Source organism: Streptomyces sp. NPDC051018 (assembly GCF_044456085.1).
Lineage (GTDB): Bacteria > Actinomycetota > Actinomycetes > Streptomycetales > Streptomycetaceae > Streptomyces.
Genome location: NZ_JBITFN010000007.1, coordinates 233,173 through 254,762, shown reverse-complemented (window position 1 = coordinate 254,762; position 21,590 = coordinate 233,173). Strand labels below are relative to the sequence as shown.

Genomic DNA, 21,590 nt, shown 5'->3' with positions numbered 1-21,590 from the left:
ATGCGCCAGAGCCGGGAGGCACCCAGATGCTGTTGCAGGGGAAGACCGTCATCGTGTCCGGGGTCGGCGCCGGGCTGGGCCACCGGGTGGCCGAGACCGTCGTACGGGACGGGGGCAACGCGGTCCTCGGGGCGCGTACGGAGGCCAATCTCGCGAAGTCGGCCGGCGAGATCGACCCCGGAGGCACCCGGACCGCCCACCGTACGGCGGACATCACCGACGAGAGCCAGTGCGAGGCGCTGGCGGCGCTCGCCGTGGAGCGGTTCGGGCGGATCGACGCGGTCGTCCATGTGGCCGCCTGGGACAGCTACTTCGGCGGGCTCGCCGACGCCGACTTCGCCACCTGGCAGCAGGTCATCGATGTGAATCTGCTGGGCACCCTGCGGATGACACGGGCCTGTCTGCCCGCCCTCAGGGAACGCGGCGGCTCGGTCGTCATCATCGGCACCCAGTCGTCGGTGGCCGCGCCCTCGCAGGTGTGGCAGGCGGCGTACGCGGCGTCCAAGGGCGCCCTCACCTCGGCGATGTACTCGCTGGCACGGGAGCTGGGCCCGGACCGGATCCGGGTGAACACCGTGCTGCCGGGGTGGATGTGGGGGCCGCCGGTCCAGGCGTACGTACAGTTCACCGCGCACACCGAGGGCGTACCGGAGCCGGAGGTGCTGGGCCGGCTCACCGAGCGGATGGCCCTGCCCGAACTGGCCACGGACGGGGACGTCGCCGACGCGGCGGCCTTCCTCGCCTCCGACCGGGCCCGGTCGATCACGGGTCAGTCGCTGCTGGTGAACGCGGGCGAGCTGATGAGATAGCGCCGGAGGAAGGTTGTATTCGAATGAATGGAACGCTCACTCCAATCGACAACACCCTCTCCGGAGACGGACCCCGCCGGCCCGGACGCCATCAGATCACGGCCCTGGCCGGGACCGGGACGACGGTGATGCGGCCGGGGATGCCCTGACGGGTGCCGCGGGCGCGCTCGGGCACCACGAGCGTGTGCAGCCGGGGAAAGCGGTGCAGCCACTCCTCACCGCCCACGGTGAAGTAGCCGTCGCGGAGCCAGAGATGGGTGAGCCGGTCCGCGTCCAGGAACTCCACCAGATCGGCGGGCCGGTACATACCGACGACCTGGACGCGTTCCCGGCCGCCCATCTCCCGCAGCGCACGCAGATGTCCGTTGTCGTGGGCCGTGAAGTAGAGGTCCGTCTCATCGAGCCGGGCGACGATCTCCTCGGCGTACTCCCGGGTGTCGAACTTGTACCAGGACCAGGCGAGCTGGCGGCGGACCAGCAGCGAGGGGTGGTCCCGGAAGCGGGCCAGCACGGGAAGGGCCGTCTGTGTGCCGACGCGCGTGGCCGTGACGAGGACGCGGACGGCCTCCTCGTCGGTGAGGCCGTCGGGGCGGGGCAGCAGCCCCAGCACCTTGGGGCCGGCGAGTTCGGCGAGCAGACGGGCCTGGCGCTTGCTGCCCGGGCGGACGATGCGCTCCGCCATGGAGACGACCTGCCGCCGGACCCCGGGCCCGACCTCGGTGGCGTGCTCCAGACAGCTCGCGGCCAGCAGCACGCGCCGCAGCGGGCGGACCTGGTCCCAGTCGTCGAGCAGCTCCGCCCGCGCCCGTGCCTCTCTCTCGCTCGCGTGGGTGCCGATGAGACCGCGCAGGATCCGTTCCCGTTCGGCCGGGCGGCCCAGCGCGACCGCCATCCGTACGACGTCCTCCCACTGGTCCTTGTGGGCGTTGTCCAGCAGCAGCGGGAAGTCGCCCTCCTCCACCACCGCCTTGGCGCCCAGATAGTCCTGAAAAGTCCGGTGGACGAAGTCGACGCGCCCGGCCGCCGGTTCGCGCAGCAGTCCGGAGCGTACGAGGAGATGGCCGAGGACCTCCTCGGGCGGGGCGGGGACATGGGCCATGTACTCCAGCGCCCGGCCGAGCTGGGTGAGAGCGTCCGCGCGGTCCATCTCCGGGCGGTCGTTGCGGATCATCCAGTGGGCCAGCTTCTGGAGCAGCAGGATCTGGGTCTCCGACGACAGCCGCAGCCCGTCCCCGGCGGCCACCCCGCGCTCCACGTCCCGGCGCTCCAGCAGCATCCGCAGCGCGGCGTCGTAGAGGTCCTTGCGGCCGTGCGGCAGAAAGCCCCGGCGTTCGCGGTGGAGGGCGCACAGCAGGCCGCACATCAGCGGGTTGACCGCGAGCATCCCCAGGTCGGCGTTGGTGCGGATGGCCTCCAGCAGGGCCTGCCCCGGCTCGGGCCCGGTGTGGGCGGCCTCGTGCCAGCGGCGGACGAAACGGGTCACATGGTCCCGGGACATGACGGACAACGACAGTTCGCTGAAGCCCTCGTCCGTGAGCCAGTCCTCACCGACGGCGGACGGACGGGCGGTCACCAGCCACAGATTGCCCGGGAAGTCGCCCATCAGCTCCCGCAGCCAGCGGCGGACCTCTTCGCGCTCGGCCGGCGGGATCTCGTCGATGCCGTCGACCAGCAGCAGGGCGCGCCCCGCCGTCAGCACCCGGTCCGCCCAGCCGTAGGGCTGCGCGCCCGCGACGGCGCTGCGGACCGCGTGCAGAAAGGCGTCGGGCGTCGGCGGGGCCCCGTCCCTCATGACCCGGCGCAGCGGCAGGACGAACGGCACCCGGCCCACCAGGGGCGACAGATCGCCGCCCAGTTCCGTGTAGTCCTGGCGCGCGGCCGTCACCGCCAGCCACTGCACCAGCGTCGTCTTGCCCGAACCCGCGCTCCCGCGCAGCAGCACCCTGTCCCGGGCGGAGAAGGCGCTCTCGGCGGGCACGGGTACGGCGGTGTCGCAGACCGCCTCCAGCGACACATACGCGGCGTCGAGCCGCCACTCCCGGGCGTGGTTGAGATCCAGGCCGTAGATCGTCAGCTCGCTGTGCTTCCGCGCGATGTGCTCCGCGTACCGCGCCTCGAAACGGGCGTCGTCGGCACGCCTCGACGGGACCCGCTCCAGCAGCAGATCGGTCGTCGCGATCAGCCGGTCGATCGCGCGTGCCTGGTCGACGAGGGTCCGGGCGACAAAAGTGGAGCGCTGGGTGAAGAAGTTGAGGATGTGCAGGCAGGCCGCGTTCAGCAGGGGCTCGGCATACGCGGCCGCCTCCGCCGACAGGCCCGCCGGGCGCGCGAGACGGGCGGCCAGCCCGTCGGCGCCGAGACGTACGGCCTGGACGTCGTCCATGTCGAGGTCGCCCAGGCTGTGGAGGGCGGTGGTGAGCGCGTCGGTGACCTCCCGGCGTACGGCGTCACCGGGGCCCTCGTGCGGCCCGTACGCCCGCGCGGCCCGCGCCACCAGCTCCCCGGCGAGCGTGCGCAGCTCCGCCTCGCCCAGCGTGCGCTTCTCGCCCCTGAACGACACCAGTCCCGCGATCCGCACGGGCTCCTCCACGAGGCCCGCACCGGGCGCGGGCCGGACGAACAGCTTGCGCACCAGGGGTACGAGGGCGCTGGACGCGAGGCGTACGGCGACGGTCGAGGCATCCATGGGCGCGATCGTAGTCCAACGGTGCTGGTGGGGCGGGGTGTTGGGGTCGGCGGCCGGGTGGTCGGAGACGGTGCGGCGGGCGGGAGTGGCACTGGGGTGGCGGGGCGGTGAGACAGGTGGTGACGGCTGCGGGCGGGGCGATGAGCCGGGCCGAGCGGTGGCAGGGCGGGGAGCCGGGCGGTGGTCACCGTGTGCGATGCGGCTGCGGACAGGGCGGGAACAGGGCGCGTGGAGGTCCGCCTCCCCGGCGTCAGCTGCGGGGGTAGCGGGTGAGCCAGCCCGGGGACGCCGCCGTGGGGCCGTGCAGCGCCGGGCCCTGGGTCATCTCCATCGCGAAGTCGTCCGCCAGTTCCAGAATCGTCGGCCGGCCCTCCAGCTCCGACAGCCACGCGGGAGGCAGCGCGGTCTCCCCGTGGAGCGCCCCGAGCAGCGCGCCGGTCAGGATGCCGGTGGTCGCCGACGGGCCGTCGTGGTTCACCGACAGCCGCAGTCCGTGCCGGATGTCCTCGGCGACGAGCGCGCAGTACACGGCGATCGCGAGCGCGCCCTCGGCGTGGTGGCCCTCGCCGAGCGAACCGACCCGGGCGGGGCCCGGCATACCCTCGCGTACGGCGCCGAGGGCGTGCTTGAGCCCGTCCGTCACCGGCTGGTGGCCCGGTCGGGCCGACACCAGGGCGAGGGCCCGCTGTACGGCGGCGTCCAGGGGCTCCCCCCGGGCCAGCCCGTGCACGATCACCGCGAACGCGCCCGCCGACAGATACGCGGTGGGGTGGCCGTGCGTCTGCGCCGCGCACTCCACGGCCAGCTGGCACACGAGTTGCGGCTCCCAGCCGACGAGCAGCCCGAACGGCGTCGACCGCGCCAGCGCGCCGGGATCACGGGCGGTGGGGTTCTTGGGCACCTCCACCGTGCCCATGTTCTCGTCGGCGAGACCGAAGAGGCTCGCCTTCGGGGCGTCCCGGCGGGTGTACAGCCACTCCTCACGGGCGAGCCAGCCGTTGTCCTTGCGGCGCTCGTCGGGACCCCAGTCGCGCTGGGTGGCGGCCCACCGCAGATACGCGCGGTGCACGTCCGTGGGCGGATGCCAGGCGCCGGTGTCCCGGCGGACCTGGGCGCGGATGAGGCCGTCCACGGTGAACAGGGTGAGCTGGGTCGCGGCGGTGATTGCGCCCCGGCGGCCGTGGGCGGGTACGAGGTCGGCGACCCCCTCGGTCCCGTGGGCGGCCCGGATCTCCTCCAAGGAGGCCCCCGAGACGCCCGCGCCGAGGGCGTCCCCGATCGCGGCACCGAGGAGGGCGCCGCGGACCCTGGCCCTGAAGTCCTGCTGTTCGGCACGTCCCCAGACGCCTGTGGCTGCTGCGCTCACCGCGCGTCCCTCCCTGGACGTGGTTCCTGTGCGAATGTGTGCCCGGCGAAGCACTGTAATCGAACGAGGTTCACCCCGGGCGGGCCGCACCACCCGCGCCGGGTCCCCCGCCCGCGCCCGGTGCGGGGCCTGCCCCGGACGTGTTGTACTCGTCTCCCCCACCGGGCCCGGTGTACGGCCCCTGTCCAGCCCGGCACCCCGCGGGGCTCTGCCCCGGACCCCGCCCCGGACGTGCTGTGCCCGTCTCCCCCACCGGGCCCGGTGTACGGCCCCTGTCCGACCCGGCACCCTGCGGGGCTCTGCCCCGGACCCCGCTCCTCAAACGCCGGAGGGGCTGGTTTTACCTCCCCGCCCCTCCACGGGCGCACCCGGCTCCACGTTGATCAGGGAGCCCTCGCCTGATCCAGCCTCACGGCCTCAGCGGAGCAACCCGGGCAAACTCAGCCCCGCCGGCGATTGAGGCGCACCCACCCCGACCGGGCGGGGCAACCCGAACACAAGCAGCCCCGCCGGCGATTGAGGCGCACCCACCCCGACCCGGCGGGGCAACCCGAACACAAGCAGCCCCGCCGGCGATTGAGGCGCGGGGTCCGGGGCGGAGCCCCGGTGGGGCAACGGTGGCCCGGCCACCACGGTCAGCGCGGCGGAGCCGGCGGCGCCGGACTCGCCGCCGACCAGAAGTCGGACCGCACGTTGGGATAGGGAATCGGCCCCCCCGAGTAGTCGGGACCGCCGTTCGACCTGACGACCGGCTCCGCGACCTCGGACTTCCGCGCGCATGGGGTGGAGGCATGGAAGAACGCCTGCCCCTTGTCACCGATCACCAGGTTGATGGTGAATCCTTCGCGCGAGACGGCGAAGATCGCTGGGTGCTCCCGATCCTCGTTCCTGCCGGTGATTTTGTAGCCGCTCTCTTTCCAGAACCGCTCGGTCACACCGAGGAAACTCCCGCGTCGCTCCTCGGAGATGACCGTCATCACCGCCCGGTACCTGGACACATCACAGGTCCCCGTCGTGGTGGCGCGATGTGTCCACTGGATCTCGGGCACAACCGCGCCCATCGTGGCGTCCAGCATCGCATCCGCCTTCTCGGCTGCTTGCTGCATATCGATGTTCATGACCCGCCCCCTCGGCTCGTTCTCACCTTTCAGAACCCCGCATCCAATGGCAATGACCCCCGTCAGCGTCACAAGGAGAGCCGTTCCCACTGCCGTACGGACCCGCTTCACCGATACTCCTCGCGCTTGACGCCGTACTCCCCCGAGACAACCCGGGCGATACTGTCGGCGGATTGTTCGTCCTTCGTGGGCGTGAAGTACTGGGAGTGGGCAGCGATGGGCTTGCCATCGATTACGGGGTTCGGTCCGTCGTCGACCTTGAAGCGGTGTGCGCCGAAAGCCTCACTGGCCGGGTCCTTGCCGAAGTAGTTGTCGTCACCGCTCAGATTGACGACACCACTGTTGACGAGCGCTCCCGTAACGCTCAGAGGCAGTGCGTAAGCACCCTCGACCTTCGTCGGCAGCTTGGTGACGAGATCGTTGTCGGCGGAACCCACGAAGACATGCTCCTTGCCGACACCGAGATCCTCCGCTCTGTCGACGCCGACCCCCGGGCTCCCGACCAGAATGATGTCGTCGACTCCCGGAATCCCACCCGCCTGCCTGGCCGCCGTTCCGACCGTGAGTGAGCCGTAGGAGTGCCCGATGGCCGTCAGGTGGGGGTCCCGGTTCTCATTCGTGGCCTCCAGCCCCGCCATGAAGCTGTTGTAGGCGGGCGCTCCCCTGCCCGCGTCACCGGTGCTCATGACGTCCACGCTCTGCGGGGCGTCATAGCCGAGCCAGACGATCGACGCGCTGGAACTGTCGTACCCTTGCGCGCCAAGAGCCGTGTCCATTGCACGATTCACGGTGCCCTCGGCGAACTCTCCGTCAAGTTTCGTGCCCAGCCCCGGAACGTACGCCGACACATTCCGGGACGTGTCCGGATTGCCGTAGGCGATGATGGCCCGGCCGTTGCCCTGGGTCCCGATTCCGAGGAGGTACATCGGCGGATGGCTGGGCTGGTGCAGCCTCTCCTCGATCGCGCGCAGCCCCTCCAGCTTGGCCCGGTCGGCTTCGCCGGCTCCCGGGGCGGACAGTTCGGCGATGAGGACCGGCAGCAGATTCCGGTTGGCCTCGTCACGGGCGAGCGCCGGGATGCCGTCGAGGGAGCCGATCAGATCGGGGGCGATCTTCAGATACTCCTGACGCTGCTCATCGCCGAGGCCGTCCCACCATTCCTTGCGCGCGGCGGGTGACGGGTTCTCGGGAACACCGGCGGCGAGGTACCGGTAGGCGGCGCTGCGGACGTCCACCGCGTCCTGGCGGACGTCCTTCAAGGTCGCCTCGGTGACATCGAGGCCCTTGGCGGCCCTGAGCCGGTTCAGCGTCCGTGTGTACCGGGCGTCGATCTCGGTGGCGGACCGTACGGCATGGGCGATGCGGTCCGCGATGTCCTGCGCCCGCGCGGCGCCGGGGTTGGGCACCCTGACGGCACCGGCTCCCGGAGGTACCGGGGGGCCGTCCGTGCCCCGCTCCCCGAAGCCCGGAGGCTCCAGCGGCAGGCGCGCACTGCTCCGCGCCGTGCCCCCGGGGGACTGCTTCTCACCGCCCGGTGCGCAGTGGGTGGCGGGCGGATAGGACACCGAGCCGTCGGGCTGGACGGTGAACTTCAGCGCGGCCGCCTCCTCCAGGGCCAGCCGTAACCGGCGCTGGGGCTCGTCGAGATCGGACGCGAGGCCGTTGAGCGCCGTACGGACGAGGCCGCACTCGGTCTGGAGGTACTGGTAGTTACGGCTCAGGCGCCGCAGCCGTTCGAGTGCCGCATCCGCGGACCGGCTCTCCTGGGTGGAGCGGAGTTTCGCCGACATCGCCCGGTTGACGCGTTCGCGGTCGGAGCCCGACCGGGCGGAGACCTCGTTCCACGCGTCCCCGGCGTCCTCGAACTCGGACGCCTTCAGATCCCTGAGCTGTTGCCAGGTCAGTGTGCCGGTGGTCATCCTGCCTCGCCCGCCTTCCGGGCGGACGGAATGGAGTCGCCCACGCCCGTGTCGGTCCGCCCCAGCTCCCGGGCAACCCTCAGCGAGGCGCCGTCCAGATAGGCGCACTCGTCGCGCACGGCCATGAGGCGGTCTTCCCAGGACGTCAGCACGGCCATGAGCGCGGCCACGGAGGTCAGTCCCGCCGCCCCCCGCGCGATGCCCTGGTGGGCGGGGCGGAGTACACGTCGGCTCTTCTCGGTGTTCGTGCGTAACTCCCCGGCGGTGTTCGAGGCGCTCGCCCACGGTCCGCGGGTGTGCTTCAGCCTGCCAGCCCCGCCCGCGCCGCCTGCCCCGCCCTCGCCGGGGGATGCCGTCGAGGCGAGCGCCAAACCGGTATCACCCGTGGCCGCCGTCGCCGGAATAGGGGCCTGCGTCAGGCCGAACATTTCCTGCCAGCGCGCCGAGTCGAAATCAGACACCTTTTCCCACTTCCCCGTACCTGTACGCGCCTTCCCCTTGATGACGCATCGAGAGGCTAACGCAGCGCTTTCGAGCGATGGGGAACAGAAGGGCGAACAGATTCGGGGACAATGAGTTTTCCGTAGCACCATAAAGATAACCGCACAAGAGTACGCCCCGTTATCCGCGGCTCCCTGCGCGCGATTCAGGCACTCACGCCGACGCCCGCCCCTGGGATAGGGCGGGTCGGGGCGGGAATCGCACAGCGGGTCAGTCCGTCACCAGCGGCAGCAGTTCCGGCAGTTGCCCGTCCGACTCCTCGGCCGTCCTCAGCCGCTCCTCCGGGACCTCGCCGTACAGCGTCGTACGCGCCTTCGAGGGGCGGCCCGCCAGGTCGGCGATGGACACGAGATCCTTGATGGAGCGGTACGAGCCGTAACGCGAGCCCGCCATCCGGGAAATGGTCTCCTCCATCAGGGTCCCGCCGAGGTCATTGGCCCCCGAGCGCAGCATCTCCGCCGCACCCTCCGTGCCCAGTTTGACCCAACTGGTCTGGATATTGGTGATGTGGGGGTGGAGGAGGAGCCGGGCCATCGCGGTGACCGCGCGGTTGTCGCGGTCCGTCGGGCCGGGCCGGGCGATCCCCGCGAGATAGACGGGCGCGTTGGTGTGGATGAACGGCAGGGTGACGAACTCGGTGAAGCCGCCGGTCTCCTGCTGGATGCGCGCCAGCGTACGGAGATGGCCGAGCCAGTGGCGGGGCTGGTCGACATGGCCGTACATCATCGTCGAGGAGGAGCGGATGCCCAGTTCGTGCGCGGTGGTGACGACCTCGATCCAGGTGGCGGCGGGCAGTTTGCCCTTGGTGAGGATCCAGCGGACCTCGTCGTCGAGGATCTCGGCGGCGGTGCCCGGGATGGAGTCGAGTCCGGCCTCCTTCGCGGCCGTCAGCCACTCACGGATCGACATCCCGGTCCGGGAGGCGCCGTTGACGACCTCCATCGGGGAGAAGGCGTGCACGTGCATACCCGGGACGCGTTCCTTGACGGCGCGTGCGATGTCGAAATAGGCCGTGCCGGGCAGGTCCGGGTGGATACCGCCCTGCATGCACACCTCGACCGCGCCGACGTCCCACGCCTGCGCGGCCCGGTCGGCGACCTGGTCGAGGGAGAGGGTGTAGGCGTCGGCGTCCGTACGCCGCTGGGCGAAGGCGCAGAAACGGCAGCCGGTGTAGCAGACGTTGGTGAAGTTGATGTTGCGGGTGACGATGTAGGTGACGTCGTCGCCGACGACGGACCGGCGCAGTTCGTCGGCGATCCGGGTGAGCGCGTCGAGGGCGGGCCCGTCGGCGTGCAGCAGGGCGAGGGCCTCGTCGTCGGTGAGCCGGGTCGGGTCGTCGGCGGCGTGCCTCAGCGCCTGGCGTACGTCGGTGTCGATCCGCTGGGCCGCCATACCCGGCTTGGCCGCCTCCCGCAGTTCGTCCCAGTCCCCGTACACTTCGTCGAAGTCGTCGCGGCGGTCGCCGGTACGGCCCTCGGTGTCGATGGTGCGGTGCAGATCGGTACGGCCGGTGGAGGTGAACCCCTCATCGGGCTCCTGCCAGGGCAGGCCGACGGGCAGGGCGTCCGGCCTGGCGAGCCCGGTGGCGGGGTCGGCGAGCGCGCGCACATGGGGCAGCAGCCTCGGGTCCATCCAGGGCTCGCCCCGGGTGACGAACTCCGGGTAGACGCAGAGCCGTTCCTCCAGGCGGAAGCCGGCGGCGGCGGAGTGCTCGGCGAGGCTGTCGATCTGGGGCCAGGGCCGCTCGGGGTTGACATGGTCGGGGGTGAGCGGGGAGACACCGCCCCAGTCGTCGATACCGGCGCCGATGAGACGCGCGTACTCGGCGTCCACCAGGTTGGGCGGGGCCTGGAGGCAGGCGGAGGGGCCCATGATGTGGCGGGCGACGGCGACGGCGGCGACCAGTTCGTCCAGTTCGGCGTCCGGCATACCGCGCATGGCGGTGTCGGGCTTGGCGCGGAAGTTCTGGAGGATCAGCTCCTGGATGCCGTGGTAGGCGCGGGAGACGCGGCGCAGTGCGAACAGGGAGTCCGCCCGCTCCTCGTACGTCTCGCCGATGCCGATGAGCAGTCCGCTGGTGAACGGTACGGAGCTGCGGCCCGCGTCCTCCAGCACCCGCAGCCGCACGGCGGGTTCCTTGTCGGGCGAGCCGTAGTGGGGACCGCCGGGCTCGCTCCACAGCCGGGTCGCGGTGGTCTCCAGCATCATGCCCATGGAGGGCGCGACGGGCTTGAGCCGCTGGAAGTCGGTCCAGCTCAGGACGCCGGGGTTGAGATGGGGCAGCAGCCCGGTCTCCTCCAGGATCCGGATCGAGATGGCCCGTACATACGCGATGGTGTCGTCGTACCCCTCGGCCTCCAGCCACTCACGGGCCTCGGGCCAGCGGTCCTCGGGCTTGTCGCCGAGGGTGATGAGGGCTTCCTTGCAGCCCAGTTGTGCCCCGCGGCGGGCGATGTCCAGCACCTCGTCCGGGGACATGTACATCCCGTGCCCCGCACGGCGGAGCTTGCCGGGCACGGTCGCGAAGGTGCAGTAGTGGCACTTGTCCCGGCACAGCCGGGTCAGCGGGATGAACACGCTCTTGGAGTACGTGATCACACCTGCCCGTCCGGCGGCCTCCAGCCCGGCGTCCCGCACCCGCGCGGCCGACGCGCACAGATCGTCCAGATCGTCACCACGAGCCTGGAGGAGCACGGCGGCCTCGGCGACATCGAGGGCGACTCCGTCCCTGGCTCGTTTGAGGGCACGGCGCATGGCGTTCTCGGTGGGCCGCCCGCCAGGGGGGCCGGGGAGGGAACCGGGCTGGTGGCCGAGCCGGTGAGCTGTCATGGATCGAGCATACGAGTGCGGGGAACACGGATCCGGGCCGGATTCATGAGGAGGACGTGACATGGACAACACGGGCCCGAGCCGGGCTGGTGCGGCGGGCCGAGTGGTGTTGACGACCGCGGAGGCCACCCGTGCGTCGTCCTCGCGCCCTCCGTACGTCGCCGGATCGATCGCAAGAGCGGGGATCAGGCCCCGGCGCCTGACATCCTGGCTGCCCTCCTGATCCCCTTCGTGGAAGGCCGGTTGCCTTGTCGATCCTGCGTTGCGTGCCCTCCGATGTCCTGAGCCCGGATGTCCTCTCCCTGATCGCCCGGCTGAAGGGCCGGATACCCGAGGGGTTCCGGCCACGTGAATGGGTGGTGCGCACGCCCGCGGGCGAGCACCCGGTGCCGCCCCCGGTGCAGACGTTCCTCGCGCTGGTCTGGCCGCCGTGGCAACGCCTCGCCACCGACGACGAGTACGGATGGGAGGTCCACCTGCCGGCGCACGGCGAAGTCGAAGCCGGATTGGTGGAGGAGGAGACTCCCCGGGCCTGGTACGCGATCGGCCACCACGAAGGGCAGTGGTATCTCCTCGTCGATCTCGCCGAGGCGGACGACGACTTCCACGTCCACTGGGTGGACCACGAGGGTGGCGACCGGGTCGGAGCGGGGGGCCGCCGACTCTCCACCGTGCTCGCGGAACTGCGGGTGGTGACCGATCACTTCGACTTCCCCCGTGCCGGTCCACGGCCCTCGGGGGACGAGACGGGCATCGACGCCCACACACTCGTCCACGCCGATCCGGACGAGTTGCTGCCGCTCCTGGACGATGTCACCTCGGCCGGGGGACGGCTGGCCGCCGGCGTCTACCGCACGTCCGCCGACCGTCACCGAGGCAGCAACCTCGCGACCCGCCGCCAGCTCCTGACCATGGACGCCGCGCGCTGGGGCGCGAGTGACCTGGCCCGTGCCATCGCGGCCGTCCCGGTCACGGACGCGCCCGCGGACACCTGGACCGTCGACTGGGCCACCGGTGCCCGGCTGGACGTGCGCGTGCGCGCACGGTTCGACGTCGGCGGCAGCCAGGTGACCGCCGTGGTCCAGGGGCGACCGGTCCTGGTCACCCTGGACGGGTCGACGCTGCACGTCCACGACCTGGCCACGGGCGCCGTCGTCGTCGAGGCCCGCCTGAAGTCGAAGCAGGGGTTCAAGGCCCTCGCCGTCACCGAGTCGGACGGCCGCTGGATCGCCGTCACCGGCGCCGAGTGCACCGGCTGGTGCGACGACGACGGATGCGGCGGGGACTGCGGTGGGCTCGTCCAGCGCTGGAACCTGGCCGACGGCACCCCGATCGGCGAGCCGCTCACCGGGCACCTGGGAAGCGTGCAGGCGGTCGCGGTGGCCGTAGTGGCCGGTGAGCAGGTCATCGTCAGCGGCGGCGGCGACCGCACGCTGCGCATGTGGGACCTGCGAACGGGTGCCCCGCTCGGCACCCCGGCCGCGGAACCGCCGGACATCGACGAGCCCGGAGCCATCGCCGCGATCGCCGTCGGCGAGGCGGGCGGGCGGCCCATCGCGATCACCGGAACCAGCGGCGGCACCGGCCTGGTGTGGGACCTCGAAAGCGGCGGAACCCCCGGACCGGCCCTCACCACCGACGATCCCGACCGTGTGGACGCCTGGATCTCCAGCGCCGCCATCAGCCGCCTCGACGGCCGGCCGACCGTGGTGACCAGCGGCGACGACGAGGTACGTCTGTGGGACCCGCTGACCGGGAAGCAAATCGGGGACGCCATCGGCGACGGCTGCGTCACATCCGCGGTCGCCGAGATCGACGGCCGGGGCGTCATCGTGACCGCGTCCTACCGGGGCGTCATCAGTGCCTGGGACCCGCGTGACCGGCGGGTCGTCCGCGGGCCCGTCCCGGTCTTCGCGGACTCGGGGGGCCTCGTCGACAGCCTGACCACGGCCGTCGTGTCCGGACGCCTGGTCGCGCTGGTCGGCACGTACAAGCACACGTTCGTCGTGGACCTGAACGCCGCTCCCGACACCGTCCGGGGGACTCGGGGCCAGGGGCCTCGGCGGGGGCACACCGATCAGATACTCGACGTCGCGTCGGGCGAGACGGATTCGGGGGCGTACCTGGTCACCGGCGGCGACGACGGATCCGCCCGTGTGTGGGACCCCGTCGACGGCACCGAGCTGTGCGCTCCGCTCACCGGCCACTCGGGCCGCGTCGAGGGGGTCGCCGCGGCACGTGTCGGCGACCGGGCGGCAGCCGTGACCGCCGACGACGAGAAGCTACAAGTCTGGGACCCGTTCACCGGCGAACTCATGCGCACGGTGAGCGTGGGGGAAAGTGAGTACGGCCACGAGGTGCTGCGCATGTCCGCCACCGAACACGGGGGCCGCGCGGTGGGGCTCACCGCCGGATACGACGGCCGCGTGCTCGGATGGGACCTGGACGACGGCGCCCCGGCCGGGCTGCCCCCGCTGACCGGACACGCCGATTACATCGGGGCGGTCCTGCCCGTGACGGTCGGCGGCCGACGCGTGGTGGCGGTCGACGACGGCGACACCGTGCGGATCTGGGATCTGGAGTCCGGCGGGACGACGCGTGCCCTCCGGCACGAGTCCGGGGTTCAGCACATGGCCGTCATCGCCTCGCCCGTGCGACCGCTCGTGCTCACCTCACTCCACGACACGCTCCACGTCTGGGATCCTGCGACCGGGGAGCACATGGGGTCCGTCGACACCGGCGTCACCGTATGCGCGATGTCCGCCGCCGAGATCGACGGACGGCCCTTGGTGGCCACCGGAAGCTCCGGACGAACCGTCCGGCTGTGGGACGCCATGACGTGCCGGCAGGTGGGCTCCACCCTCACCGTCCCCGAGGAGATCGGCGCCGTCGCCCTGACCCCCGGCGGCCGCCTCGCCGTCGCCTTCGGTCCGGACATCGCTCTGCTCTCACGAGGAGTCGTCAGCAGCGGAGCGTGGGGCGGGGCGTGATCGAGGGCGGGTGGCGGCTCTCCGCGCGAGGCGCCACCCGCACGGTCCCCGGGAGGACGGGGCACCCGGGTCGGTCGCCACAAGGACAGCAGGGACGGCAAGCACCTCACCGGGTCCCGTATCCCTGGATCGTCGGCCCCGGGTGACCCGGCCGCCTCGGAGATCATTCCGTCGCGCGGTGCTCACAGATACCGGGCGTAGGTGTCCAGCGTCCGCAGGACCTCCGTCTCGTCGCCGGCCGGGGCTCGGAGGACGACCTCGTTCAGGCCCAGTTCCCCGTAGTACGCGAGCTTCTCCGGCGTCGGCACGACGGCGAACGGGACCACGCGCAGGGTGCCGGGGTCGCGGCCCGCCGCCTCCCAGGCCGTGCGCAGCAGCGGCAGCGACTCGGGCAGTCCGCCGCCGCCGACCGGGATCCAGCCGTCGGCGGACTCGGCGATACGGGCGAACAGCCGGGGCCCGGCGGCCCCGCCGATCAGGATGCCCGGCGCCGTACCGGAGAACGGCTTGGGGTGGGCCAGGGACGCCCGTACGGAACCGTGTTCACCCTTGTGGGCGGTCGGCTCGGGCGCCCACAGCGCGCGCATCAGCGCCAGCCGGTCATGGACCACGGCGCGCCGGGCGGACCACTCGATCCCGTGGTCGGCGAGCTCCTCGCGGTTCCATCCGTAGCCGATGCCGAGGGTGAGACGGCCACCGGAGAGGTGGTCGAGGGTGGCGATCTGCTTGGCGAGGACGATCGGGTCGTGCTGGGCGACGAGGAGGACGCCGGTGCCGAGGGCGAGCGTGGAGGTGACCGCCGCGGCCTGCGCAAGTCCCACCAGAGGGTCGATCAGCCGGCCGTACTCACGGCCGAGTTCACCGCCTCCGGGGAAGGGGGTGGTGCGTTCGACGGGGATATGGGTGTGCTCGGGCAGACAGAGGCCCGCGAATCCGCGGCCCTCCAGCTCCCGGGCCAGTCTCACCGGTGTGATCGTCTCGTCGGTCAGGGTGATGGTCACCGCGATGCGCATCCCTGCTCCTCGGTGGGTCGGGGGTCGACGACATACGGCAGCGGGACGGCCGGGCGGTGGACCGCACTCCTCCGCGCACTCACACAACGGCCCCGCCGGGCCGGGCGTTCCCGCCGGGACGGGTGGGACGCCCGAGGCTCCCCGGAGCACCCCCGGGGGACCGCGGCGCGGCGCCGGGCCGGGAGGCCCGGAGGAGGAGTCCGGCGGGCGCCCTGCCTGGGGGGAAACAGTCCGATTGCGGATAATCCGCAACCGACCGGGATTGGCTAGCCTGGACGCATGACCTCCATGACGAAGCAGAAGCGGAAGCAGCCGGACATCACCTATCTCCTCGACCACAGCAGTCATGTTCTGCGCACCCAGATGGCCACCGCGCTCGCGGAGCTCGGGCTGACGGCGCGGATGCACTGCGTTCTGGTGCACGCGGTGGACGAGGAGCGCACCCAGGCGCAGCTCGCCGAGATCGGGGACATCGACAAGACCACGATGGTGGTCACCGTCGACGCCCTGGAGAAGGCGGGACTCGCGGAGCGGCGGCAGTCCACCACGGACCGCCGGGCGCGGATCATCGCGGTCACCGAGAAGGGCGAGGAGATGCTGAAGCGCAGCGAAAAAATCGTCGACGAGGTGCACCGACGGGTGCTGGGGACCCTCTCGGAGGCGGAGGGCACAGCCCTGGTGAGCGTACTGAATCAGCTGGTCGCGGGCCCTTTGTCGACCCCCGACGAGAGCGCTCCCACACGTCGGCCGCGACAGCGCTGACCCCGGCCCCCCTCCGTCACGGCCGGGCTCACAACAGAAAAAACAACCGAGATAGATAGTCTGCAACGGAACTATCTGCTACGGTCTTTCTCGTCGCCACCGATGAACGGGAGAGAGTCCATGTCGCTGATCTCGGCCGAGCCCACACCGGCACCCAAGCCCGACGGCAGTACCGCTACCGGCACCACCGACACCGGGAAGTCCACCGCGAAGGCCGCCGCCACGGCGGCCGGGGCCTCCACGAACGCGGCCACGAACGCAGCCACCGGGGCCGCCTCCAAGGCCACGGCGAAGGTCACCACCAGGGCCGCCGCGAAGGCCGCCGGAGCCACCGCCGGAATCGCAGGAATCGCAGGAAACGCAGGAACCGCCGGAAACGGAGGGCGAAACGGAGGCGGCAGGGGAGTCGGCCGGGCCGCCGCCCGCGACGGCGCGAAGACCCGGAAGAACCCCGAACGGCGGCCCGAGACCGCCGCACCCCCCGGGGCCCCGGTGCCCTCTCCCGTACCCCCGGCCCGGTCCCGCTGGGCAGCCCTCGCGGTCGTCGCCGTCGGCACCCTGATGCTGATCCTCGACGGCAGCATCGTCACCGTCGCCATGCCCGCCATGCAGAGCGACCTCGGCTTCACCCCGGCCGGGCTCAGCTGGGTGGTCAACGCCTATCTGATCCCCTTCGGCGCGCTGCTCCTCCTCGCCGGACGGCTCGGCGACCTCATCGGCCGCAAGAAGATGTTCCTGTCCGGCATCGGAGTGTTCACGGCGGCCTCGCTGCTCGCCGGGGTCGCCACCTCCCCGGCCGTCCTGATCGCCTCCCGCTTCCTCCAGGGCGTCGGCAGCGCCATGGCCTCCGCCGTCGGCCTGGGCATTCTGATCACGCTCTTCACCGAGCCGCGCGAACGCGCCAAGGCGATCGCCGTCTTCGCCTTCACCGGCGCCGCGGGCGCCTCCATCGGTCAGGTCCTCGGCGGAGTGCTCACCGACGCCCTCGACTGGCGCTGGATCTTCACCATCAACCTGCCGATCGGTATCGCCGTCCTCGCCTTCGCGCTGCCGCTGCTGCCCAAGGACCGCGGTCTGGGTCTGCGGGCCGGTGCCGACATCATCGGAGCGTCCCTGGTCACCGTGGGTCTGACGCTCGGCATCTACACGATCGTCAAGGCGGAGCACTACGGCTGGGTCAACGCCCACACCCTCGGTCTCGGCGCCGTCGCCGCCGCCCTGCTCGCCGCGTTCGCCGTCCGCCAGGCCAAGGCCCGCACCCCGCTGATCACCCCGCGGCTGCTCCGTTCCCGCAGCCTGGTCGGCGCCAACCTGGTCCAGATGCTGATGGTCGCCGCCCTCTTTGCCTTCCAGATCCTGGTCGCCCTCTACCTCCAGAAGGTCCTCGGCTACGGCGCGCTGGAGACCGGTCTCGCGATGCTTCCCGCCGCCGTGATCATCGGGGTCACCGCGCTCGGTGTCTCCGCCCGGCTGATCGGCCGCTTCGGGGAGCGCGCGGTCCTGCTGACGGGCCTGGCCCTCCTGGTCGGGGTCCTCGGTCTGCTGACCCGGCTCCCCGCGACCGGCGCGAACTATGTGACGGACCTGCTGCCGGTGATGATCCTCGCGGCCGGTTTCGGTCTGGCGCTCCCGGCGCTGACGTCCCTGGGGATGAGCGGGGTCGCCGGCGAGGACGCGGGCCTGGCGTCCGGGCTCTTCAACACCACCCAGCAGCTCGGCGGCGCAATCGGCGTCGCGGTCCTCACCACCCTGGCGGCCTCCCGCACCGAGTCCGGCCTGGAGCGGGGCGACTCCACCGCCGAGGCGCTGACCAGCGGATACCAGCTCGCCTTCACCGTCGGGACCGGCATCCTGGTCGCCGCGTTCGCCGCCGCCCTGGTGCTGCTCCGGGGGCGGAACACCACCGGCGGCAAGGACGCCAAGAACGCAGAGAACTCAGAGGACACCGGCCGGGCCGAGGTTCCCGCGCCCGTCTTCCACTGACACGACGAAACGCGGTAGCGGTAGCGGTACGGATAAGGCCGGTCCGGCCGGGGTTTCCCCGGCCGGACCGGCCTTATCCGTGATCGCTCGGCTTGCGCCGTCAGCCCACGACGATGCCGTCAGTCCGCGATGATCAGGGACGGAGTGCCCCGCTTCAGGACCTCGCCCCGGAAGAACGCCGGGCTCCTGCGCTGCATCACCAGCATGATGACCAGCCCCAGGACGAGCAGCCCCACGCCGATCACGAAGACCGAGCCGACGCCGAAGACCGCCGAGCCGCTGCCGTACGCCGGGTCCCACATGTCGTAGAGGGTCTTCCCGAAAACGGCCGCCAGCAGCACCCCGCCGAGCACCGGGCAGAGGCCCTTGAAGACGAAGTCACGGGAGGTGCGCAGCAGCTCGTGGCGGAAGTACCACGCGCAGGCGAAGGCGGTCAGGGAGTAGTAGAAGCAGATCATGAGGCCGAGGGCGTAGATCGTGTCGATCAGGACGTGCTCGCTGACCAGGGTCATGACCGTGTAGAAGACGCCGGTGGCGATGCCCGCGACGACGGTCGCCTTGCCGGGGGTCTTGAAGCGCTTGTTCACCCGCGCGTACGAGGGCGGCAGCGCCTCGTACGTCGACATCGCGAGGACCGTGCGGGCGACCGGGATGAACGTCGTCTGGAGGCTGGCCGTCGCGGACGCCAGGACCGCGACGAAGAGCAGGATGCCGAGGCCGGGGCCCATGACCGGTCCCGCGAGGACGGCGAAGACGTTGTCGGAGGTCTCCGGATTGGCGAGGCCGAGGCCCGTGTCGCCGGAGCCGACCGCCATCTGCGCGGCGATGCCGGTGGCGAGGTAGGAGGCGACGAGGACGACCATCGCGATCAGGGCGGCACGGCCGGGGGTCTTGTCGCTGGCCGTGGTCTCCTCGTTGGCGGCGAGGCAGGCGTCCCAGCCCCAGTACATGAAGATCGACAGTGACAGGCCCGCGGTGAACGCGGCGAACGACTGGACGGCGAACGGGTTCATCCACTCGAAGGAGAACGAGAGCGAGGTGTCGAAGGAGCCCGCCTTGCCGATCGCCATCGCGACGAAGAGGCCGAGGACGAGGAGCTGGAGGCCGACGAGGGTGTACTGGACGCCCTTCGTGGCCGTCATGCCCCGGTAGCTGATCGCCGTGGCGACCGCGATCAGAACGAGGACCGTGACGATGTGGACGGCCTTGTTGTCGTCCAGCGCGGCGATGGACTCGCTGCCGGTGATCTCGCCCGCGAGCAGCCAGAAGAAGGAGGTGGCGACGCCCGCGAGATTGGACAGCACGATGATCGTGGCGATCACCAGGCCCCAGCCGCACATCCAGCCCAGACGCGGGCCGAACGCCTTCACGGTCCAGGTGAAGGAGGTGCCGCAGTCGGGCATCACCCGGTTCAGCTCGCGGTAGGCGAAGGCCACCAGCAGCATCGGCAGGAAGCCCGCGAGGAAGATCGCGGGCATCTGGAGGCCGACCTCGCCGGCGGTGGAGCCGAGGGTGGAGGTCAGACAGTAGACGGGGGCGACGGTGGAGATGCCGATGACGGCGCTTCCGGTGAGCCCGACGGAGTTACCGCCGAGCCCTTTGGTGCGTACGCCCCCGCGCCTGCCCCCGGCGGGGCCCCTTACCGTGTCTCCGGCCTGGGGCCGCGCGTCCAGCTCAGTCATGAACAGGACGTTAACCGGTACGGTTTCCATATACGGATCAGTAACGTCCGGATATCGAACCTTCACTTCGCTGGCAAGTACGCAAGATTGCCTACGCATGAAAGCGTAATGATAAGTCGGACGCGCACTTCGCAAGGCGGATCATGATTCCCGCTGGTGCGATAACCGCAATAGTGACCGATTTGCCCGTTTTCAAATTTTCCCGTCCGGACCCTGTGACTCTGGCAACTCGACCGCCCCGGGGGCGGCCCGGACACCACATACGGCCCGGTTGCGCGGGGTTCGGCCGGAGCCGGGCGCCGGGTTCGGCCGGGCCGGGCCAGGCGCTTCCGCCGGGGTGGGGTTCAGCCGGACCGGGCCGGGGCTCAGCTGGGCCCGGGCGAGGTTCGGCCGGACCGGCCGGGCGCCTGGGTTCAGCCGGGCCAGACCAGTGCCTGTGTCTCGCTGTAGGCGTGGAGCGCGTACGAACCCACGTCCCGCCCCACCCCGCTCTTCTTGAAGCCCCCGAACGGCGCCTCCATGTTCCGGCCGACGGTGTTCAGCCCCACCCCGCCCGCGCGCAGCTCGCCCGCGATCCGGAAGGCGCGGGCCACATCGCCCGACCACACATAGTCGATGAGGCCGTAGTCGCTGTCGTTGGCGAGCGCGATGCCCTCCTCCTCCGTATCGAAGGGCACCACCACGACGACCGGCCCGAAGATCTCCTCCCGCACCACCCGCATCCCGCTCGCGCAGTCCGCGAAGAGGGTGGGAGCGACATAGAAGCCCTTGTCGAACGGGGGCCGCTCACCACCGGCGACCAGCCGCGCGCCCTCCTCGCGGCCCAGCTCGATGTAGGACTCCACCCGGTCGCGATGGGCCGCCGAGATCACCGGTCCCACGACCGTGCCCGGCTCGGCCGGATCGCCGACCGTCAGCCGGCCCAGATACGCGGCCAGCCGCCCGACCAGCCGGTCGTAGATCCCGCGCTGGGCGATCACCCGTGTCGGAGCCGTACAGATCTGACCGCTGTAGAAGGAGAACGTCGTCCCGATCCCCATGACGGCCGCGTCCAGATCCGCGTCGTCGAGGACGAGCGCCGCGCCCTTGCCGCCCAGCTCCATCAGCTGGCGCTTCATCCCGCGCCCGCAGACCTCGGCGATCCGCTGTCCGACCTCGGTGGAACCGGTGAAACTGACCATGTCGACGTCCGGGGAGTCGACGGCCGCCTCCCCCACCCCGGACGAGGACCCGGTCACCACATTGACGACCCCCGGCGGCACCCCCGCCTCCTGGAGCGCCTCCGCCATCCGGAAGACGGACAGCGGGTCCTGGGGCGCGGGCTTCACGACGACCGTGTTGCCCATCGCCAGCGCGGGCGCGACCTTGCCCGCCGGATTGGCCCACGGGTTGTTGTACGAGGTGACGCAGGTGACCACCCCGACCGGCCGCCGTACCGCGACCGCGCCGAAGACACCCGCCTTCCCCATGGGCCCCGCGGGATTGATCTGCGGGGGCAGCGGCTGCTCCACGGGCTCCAGCGCGCCCCGCGCGTAGCGCCGGAAGCGGGCGGCGCCCACCGCGACCTGCATACCGCGGGCGGTCGCGGCCGTGGCACCGCTCTCCTCCCGGGCCAGTTCGGCGTACGCGGCCGCGTCGCGCCCGATGATGTCGGCGGCCGCGTCGAGGATCCGGGCCCGCTCGACCGGTGCCGTACGCGACCAGGCGCCGAACGCCTCACGGGCGGCCCCGGCCGCCGCGTACACCTGCTCGCGGCTCGCCTCCGGCGCGAGGCCGACGACGGTCTCGTTCGCGGGGTTGACGATCTCGTAGTGCCCGCCGTCGGGTTCGACCCACTCGCCGCCGATGAACAGCCGCTGACGCTCCGGCCCGCCGCCCCGGGTGCCACCTCCGCTCCGCCGCGTGCTCACCGGTCCGCTCCCCCGCCCGTTC

13 protein-coding genes are annotated in these 21,590 nt (G+C 71.5%); 4 read left to right on the top strand and 9 right to left on the bottom strand.

Translation table 11 applies throughout. The features are described 5' to 3' along the window. Window positions 1–26: 26 nt before the first annotated feature. Window positions 27–809, top strand: coding sequence for an SDR family oxidoreductase (locus ACIBCM_RS15050; protein WP_399243128.1), 783 nt, complete (start codon window positions 27–29; stop codon window positions 807–809). A gap of 91 nt (window positions 810–900) precedes the next feature. Here ACIBCM_RS15050 and ACIBCM_RS15045 read toward each other — a convergent pair whose 3' ends face one another. The 6 genes from ACIBCM_RS15045 to ACIBCM_RS15020 all read right to left on the bottom strand — a co-directional run bounded on the left by ACIBCM_RS15045 (window position 901) and on the right by ACIBCM_RS15020 (window position 11,228). Beyond that, window positions 901–3,495, bottom strand: coding sequence for an NACHT domain-containing protein (locus tag ACIBCM_RS15045; RefSeq protein WP_399243126.1), 2,595 nt, complete (start codon window positions 3,493–3,495; stop codon window positions 901–903). A 250-nt stretch (window positions 3,496–3,745) separates the two neighbouring features. Beyond that, a complete protein-coding gene (locus tag ACIBCM_RS15040) occupies window positions 3,746–4,861 on the bottom strand; it encodes an ADP-ribosylglycohydrolase family protein (protein WP_399243124.1) in 1,116 nt (371 codons plus the stop codon). Between the two features lie 635 nt (window positions 4,862–5,496). Then, on the bottom strand, window positions 5,497–5,979 hold the full coding sequence (locus tag ACIBCM_RS15035; protein ID WP_399243122.1) for a hypothetical protein: 483 nt from the start codon (window positions 5,977–5,979) through the stop codon (window positions 5,497–5,499). A 107-nt stretch (window positions 5,980–6,086) separates the two neighbouring features. Beyond that, complete coding sequence (locus tag ACIBCM_RS15030; RefSeq protein WP_399243120.1) at window positions 6,087–7,898, bottom strand: alpha/beta hydrolase; 1,812 nt, start codon at window positions 7,896–7,898, stop codon at window positions 6,087–6,089. Then, window positions 7,895–8,359 (bottom strand): hypothetical protein, encoded by a 465-nt coding sequence (locus ACIBCM_RS15025; protein ID WP_399243118.1) that lies wholly within the window; start codon window positions 8,357–8,359, stop codon window positions 7,895–7,897. The genes ACIBCM_RS15030 and ACIBCM_RS15025 overlap by 4 nt, the downstream gene beginning before the upstream one ends. Before the next feature lie 250 nt (window positions 8,360–8,609). Beyond that, window positions 8,610–11,228, bottom strand: coding sequence for a bifunctional FO biosynthesis protein CofGH (locus tag ACIBCM_RS15020; protein WP_399243116.1), 2,619 nt, complete (start codon window positions 11,226–11,228; stop codon window positions 8,610–8,612). 266 nt (window positions 11,229–11,494) lie between these two features. Between ACIBCM_RS15020 and ACIBCM_RS15015 the strand changes: the two genes are divergently transcribed. Continuing rightward, complete coding sequence (locus ACIBCM_RS15015; protein WP_399243114.1) at window positions 11,495–14,218, top strand: WD40 repeat domain-containing protein; 2,724 nt, start codon at window positions 11,495–11,497, stop codon at window positions 14,216–14,218. A gap of 182 nt (window positions 14,219–14,400) precedes the next feature. Here ACIBCM_RS15015 and ACIBCM_RS15010 read toward each other — a convergent pair whose 3' ends face one another. Next, window positions 14,401–15,231 carry a TIGR03619 family F420-dependent LLM class oxidoreductase gene (locus tag ACIBCM_RS15010; protein ID WP_399243112.1) on the bottom strand — a complete coding sequence of 277 codons (831 nt, stop codon included), beginning with the start codon at window positions 15,229–15,231 and terminating at the stop codon, window positions 14,401–14,403. A 279-nt stretch (window positions 15,232–15,510) separates the two neighbouring features. Here ACIBCM_RS15010 and ACIBCM_RS15005 point away from each other — a divergent pair, with 279 nt between their 5' ends. Then, on the top strand, window positions 15,511–15,993 hold the full coding sequence (locus tag ACIBCM_RS15005) for a MarR family winged helix-turn-helix transcriptional regulator (protein ID WP_399243110.1): 483 nt from the start codon (window positions 15,511–15,513) through the stop codon (window positions 15,991–15,993). Between the two features lie 561 nt (window positions 15,994–16,554). Beyond that, on the top strand, window positions 16,555–17,976 hold the full coding sequence (locus ACIBCM_RS15000; RefSeq protein ID WP_399243331.1) for an MFS transporter: 1,422 nt from the start codon (window positions 16,555–16,557) through the stop codon (window positions 17,974–17,976). A 119-nt stretch (window positions 17,977–18,095) separates the two neighbouring features. Here the strand turns inward: ACIBCM_RS15000 and ACIBCM_RS14995 are convergent, their stop codons facing one another. Then, window positions 18,096–19,658 carry an APC family permease gene (locus ACIBCM_RS14995; protein WP_399243108.1) on the bottom strand — a complete coding sequence of 521 codons (1,563 nt, stop codon included), beginning with the start codon at window positions 19,656–19,658 and terminating at the stop codon, window positions 18,096–18,098. Between the two features lie 413 nt (window positions 19,659–20,071). Beyond that, the gene (locus ACIBCM_RS14990) at window positions 20,072–21,568 is read right to left on the bottom strand and encodes an aldehyde dehydrogenase family protein (RefSeq protein ID WP_399243106.1); all 1,497 of its coding nucleotides are present in this window, start codon (window positions 21,566–21,568) and stop codon (window positions 20,072–20,074) included. Window positions 21,569–21,590: the final 22 nt, after the last annotated feature.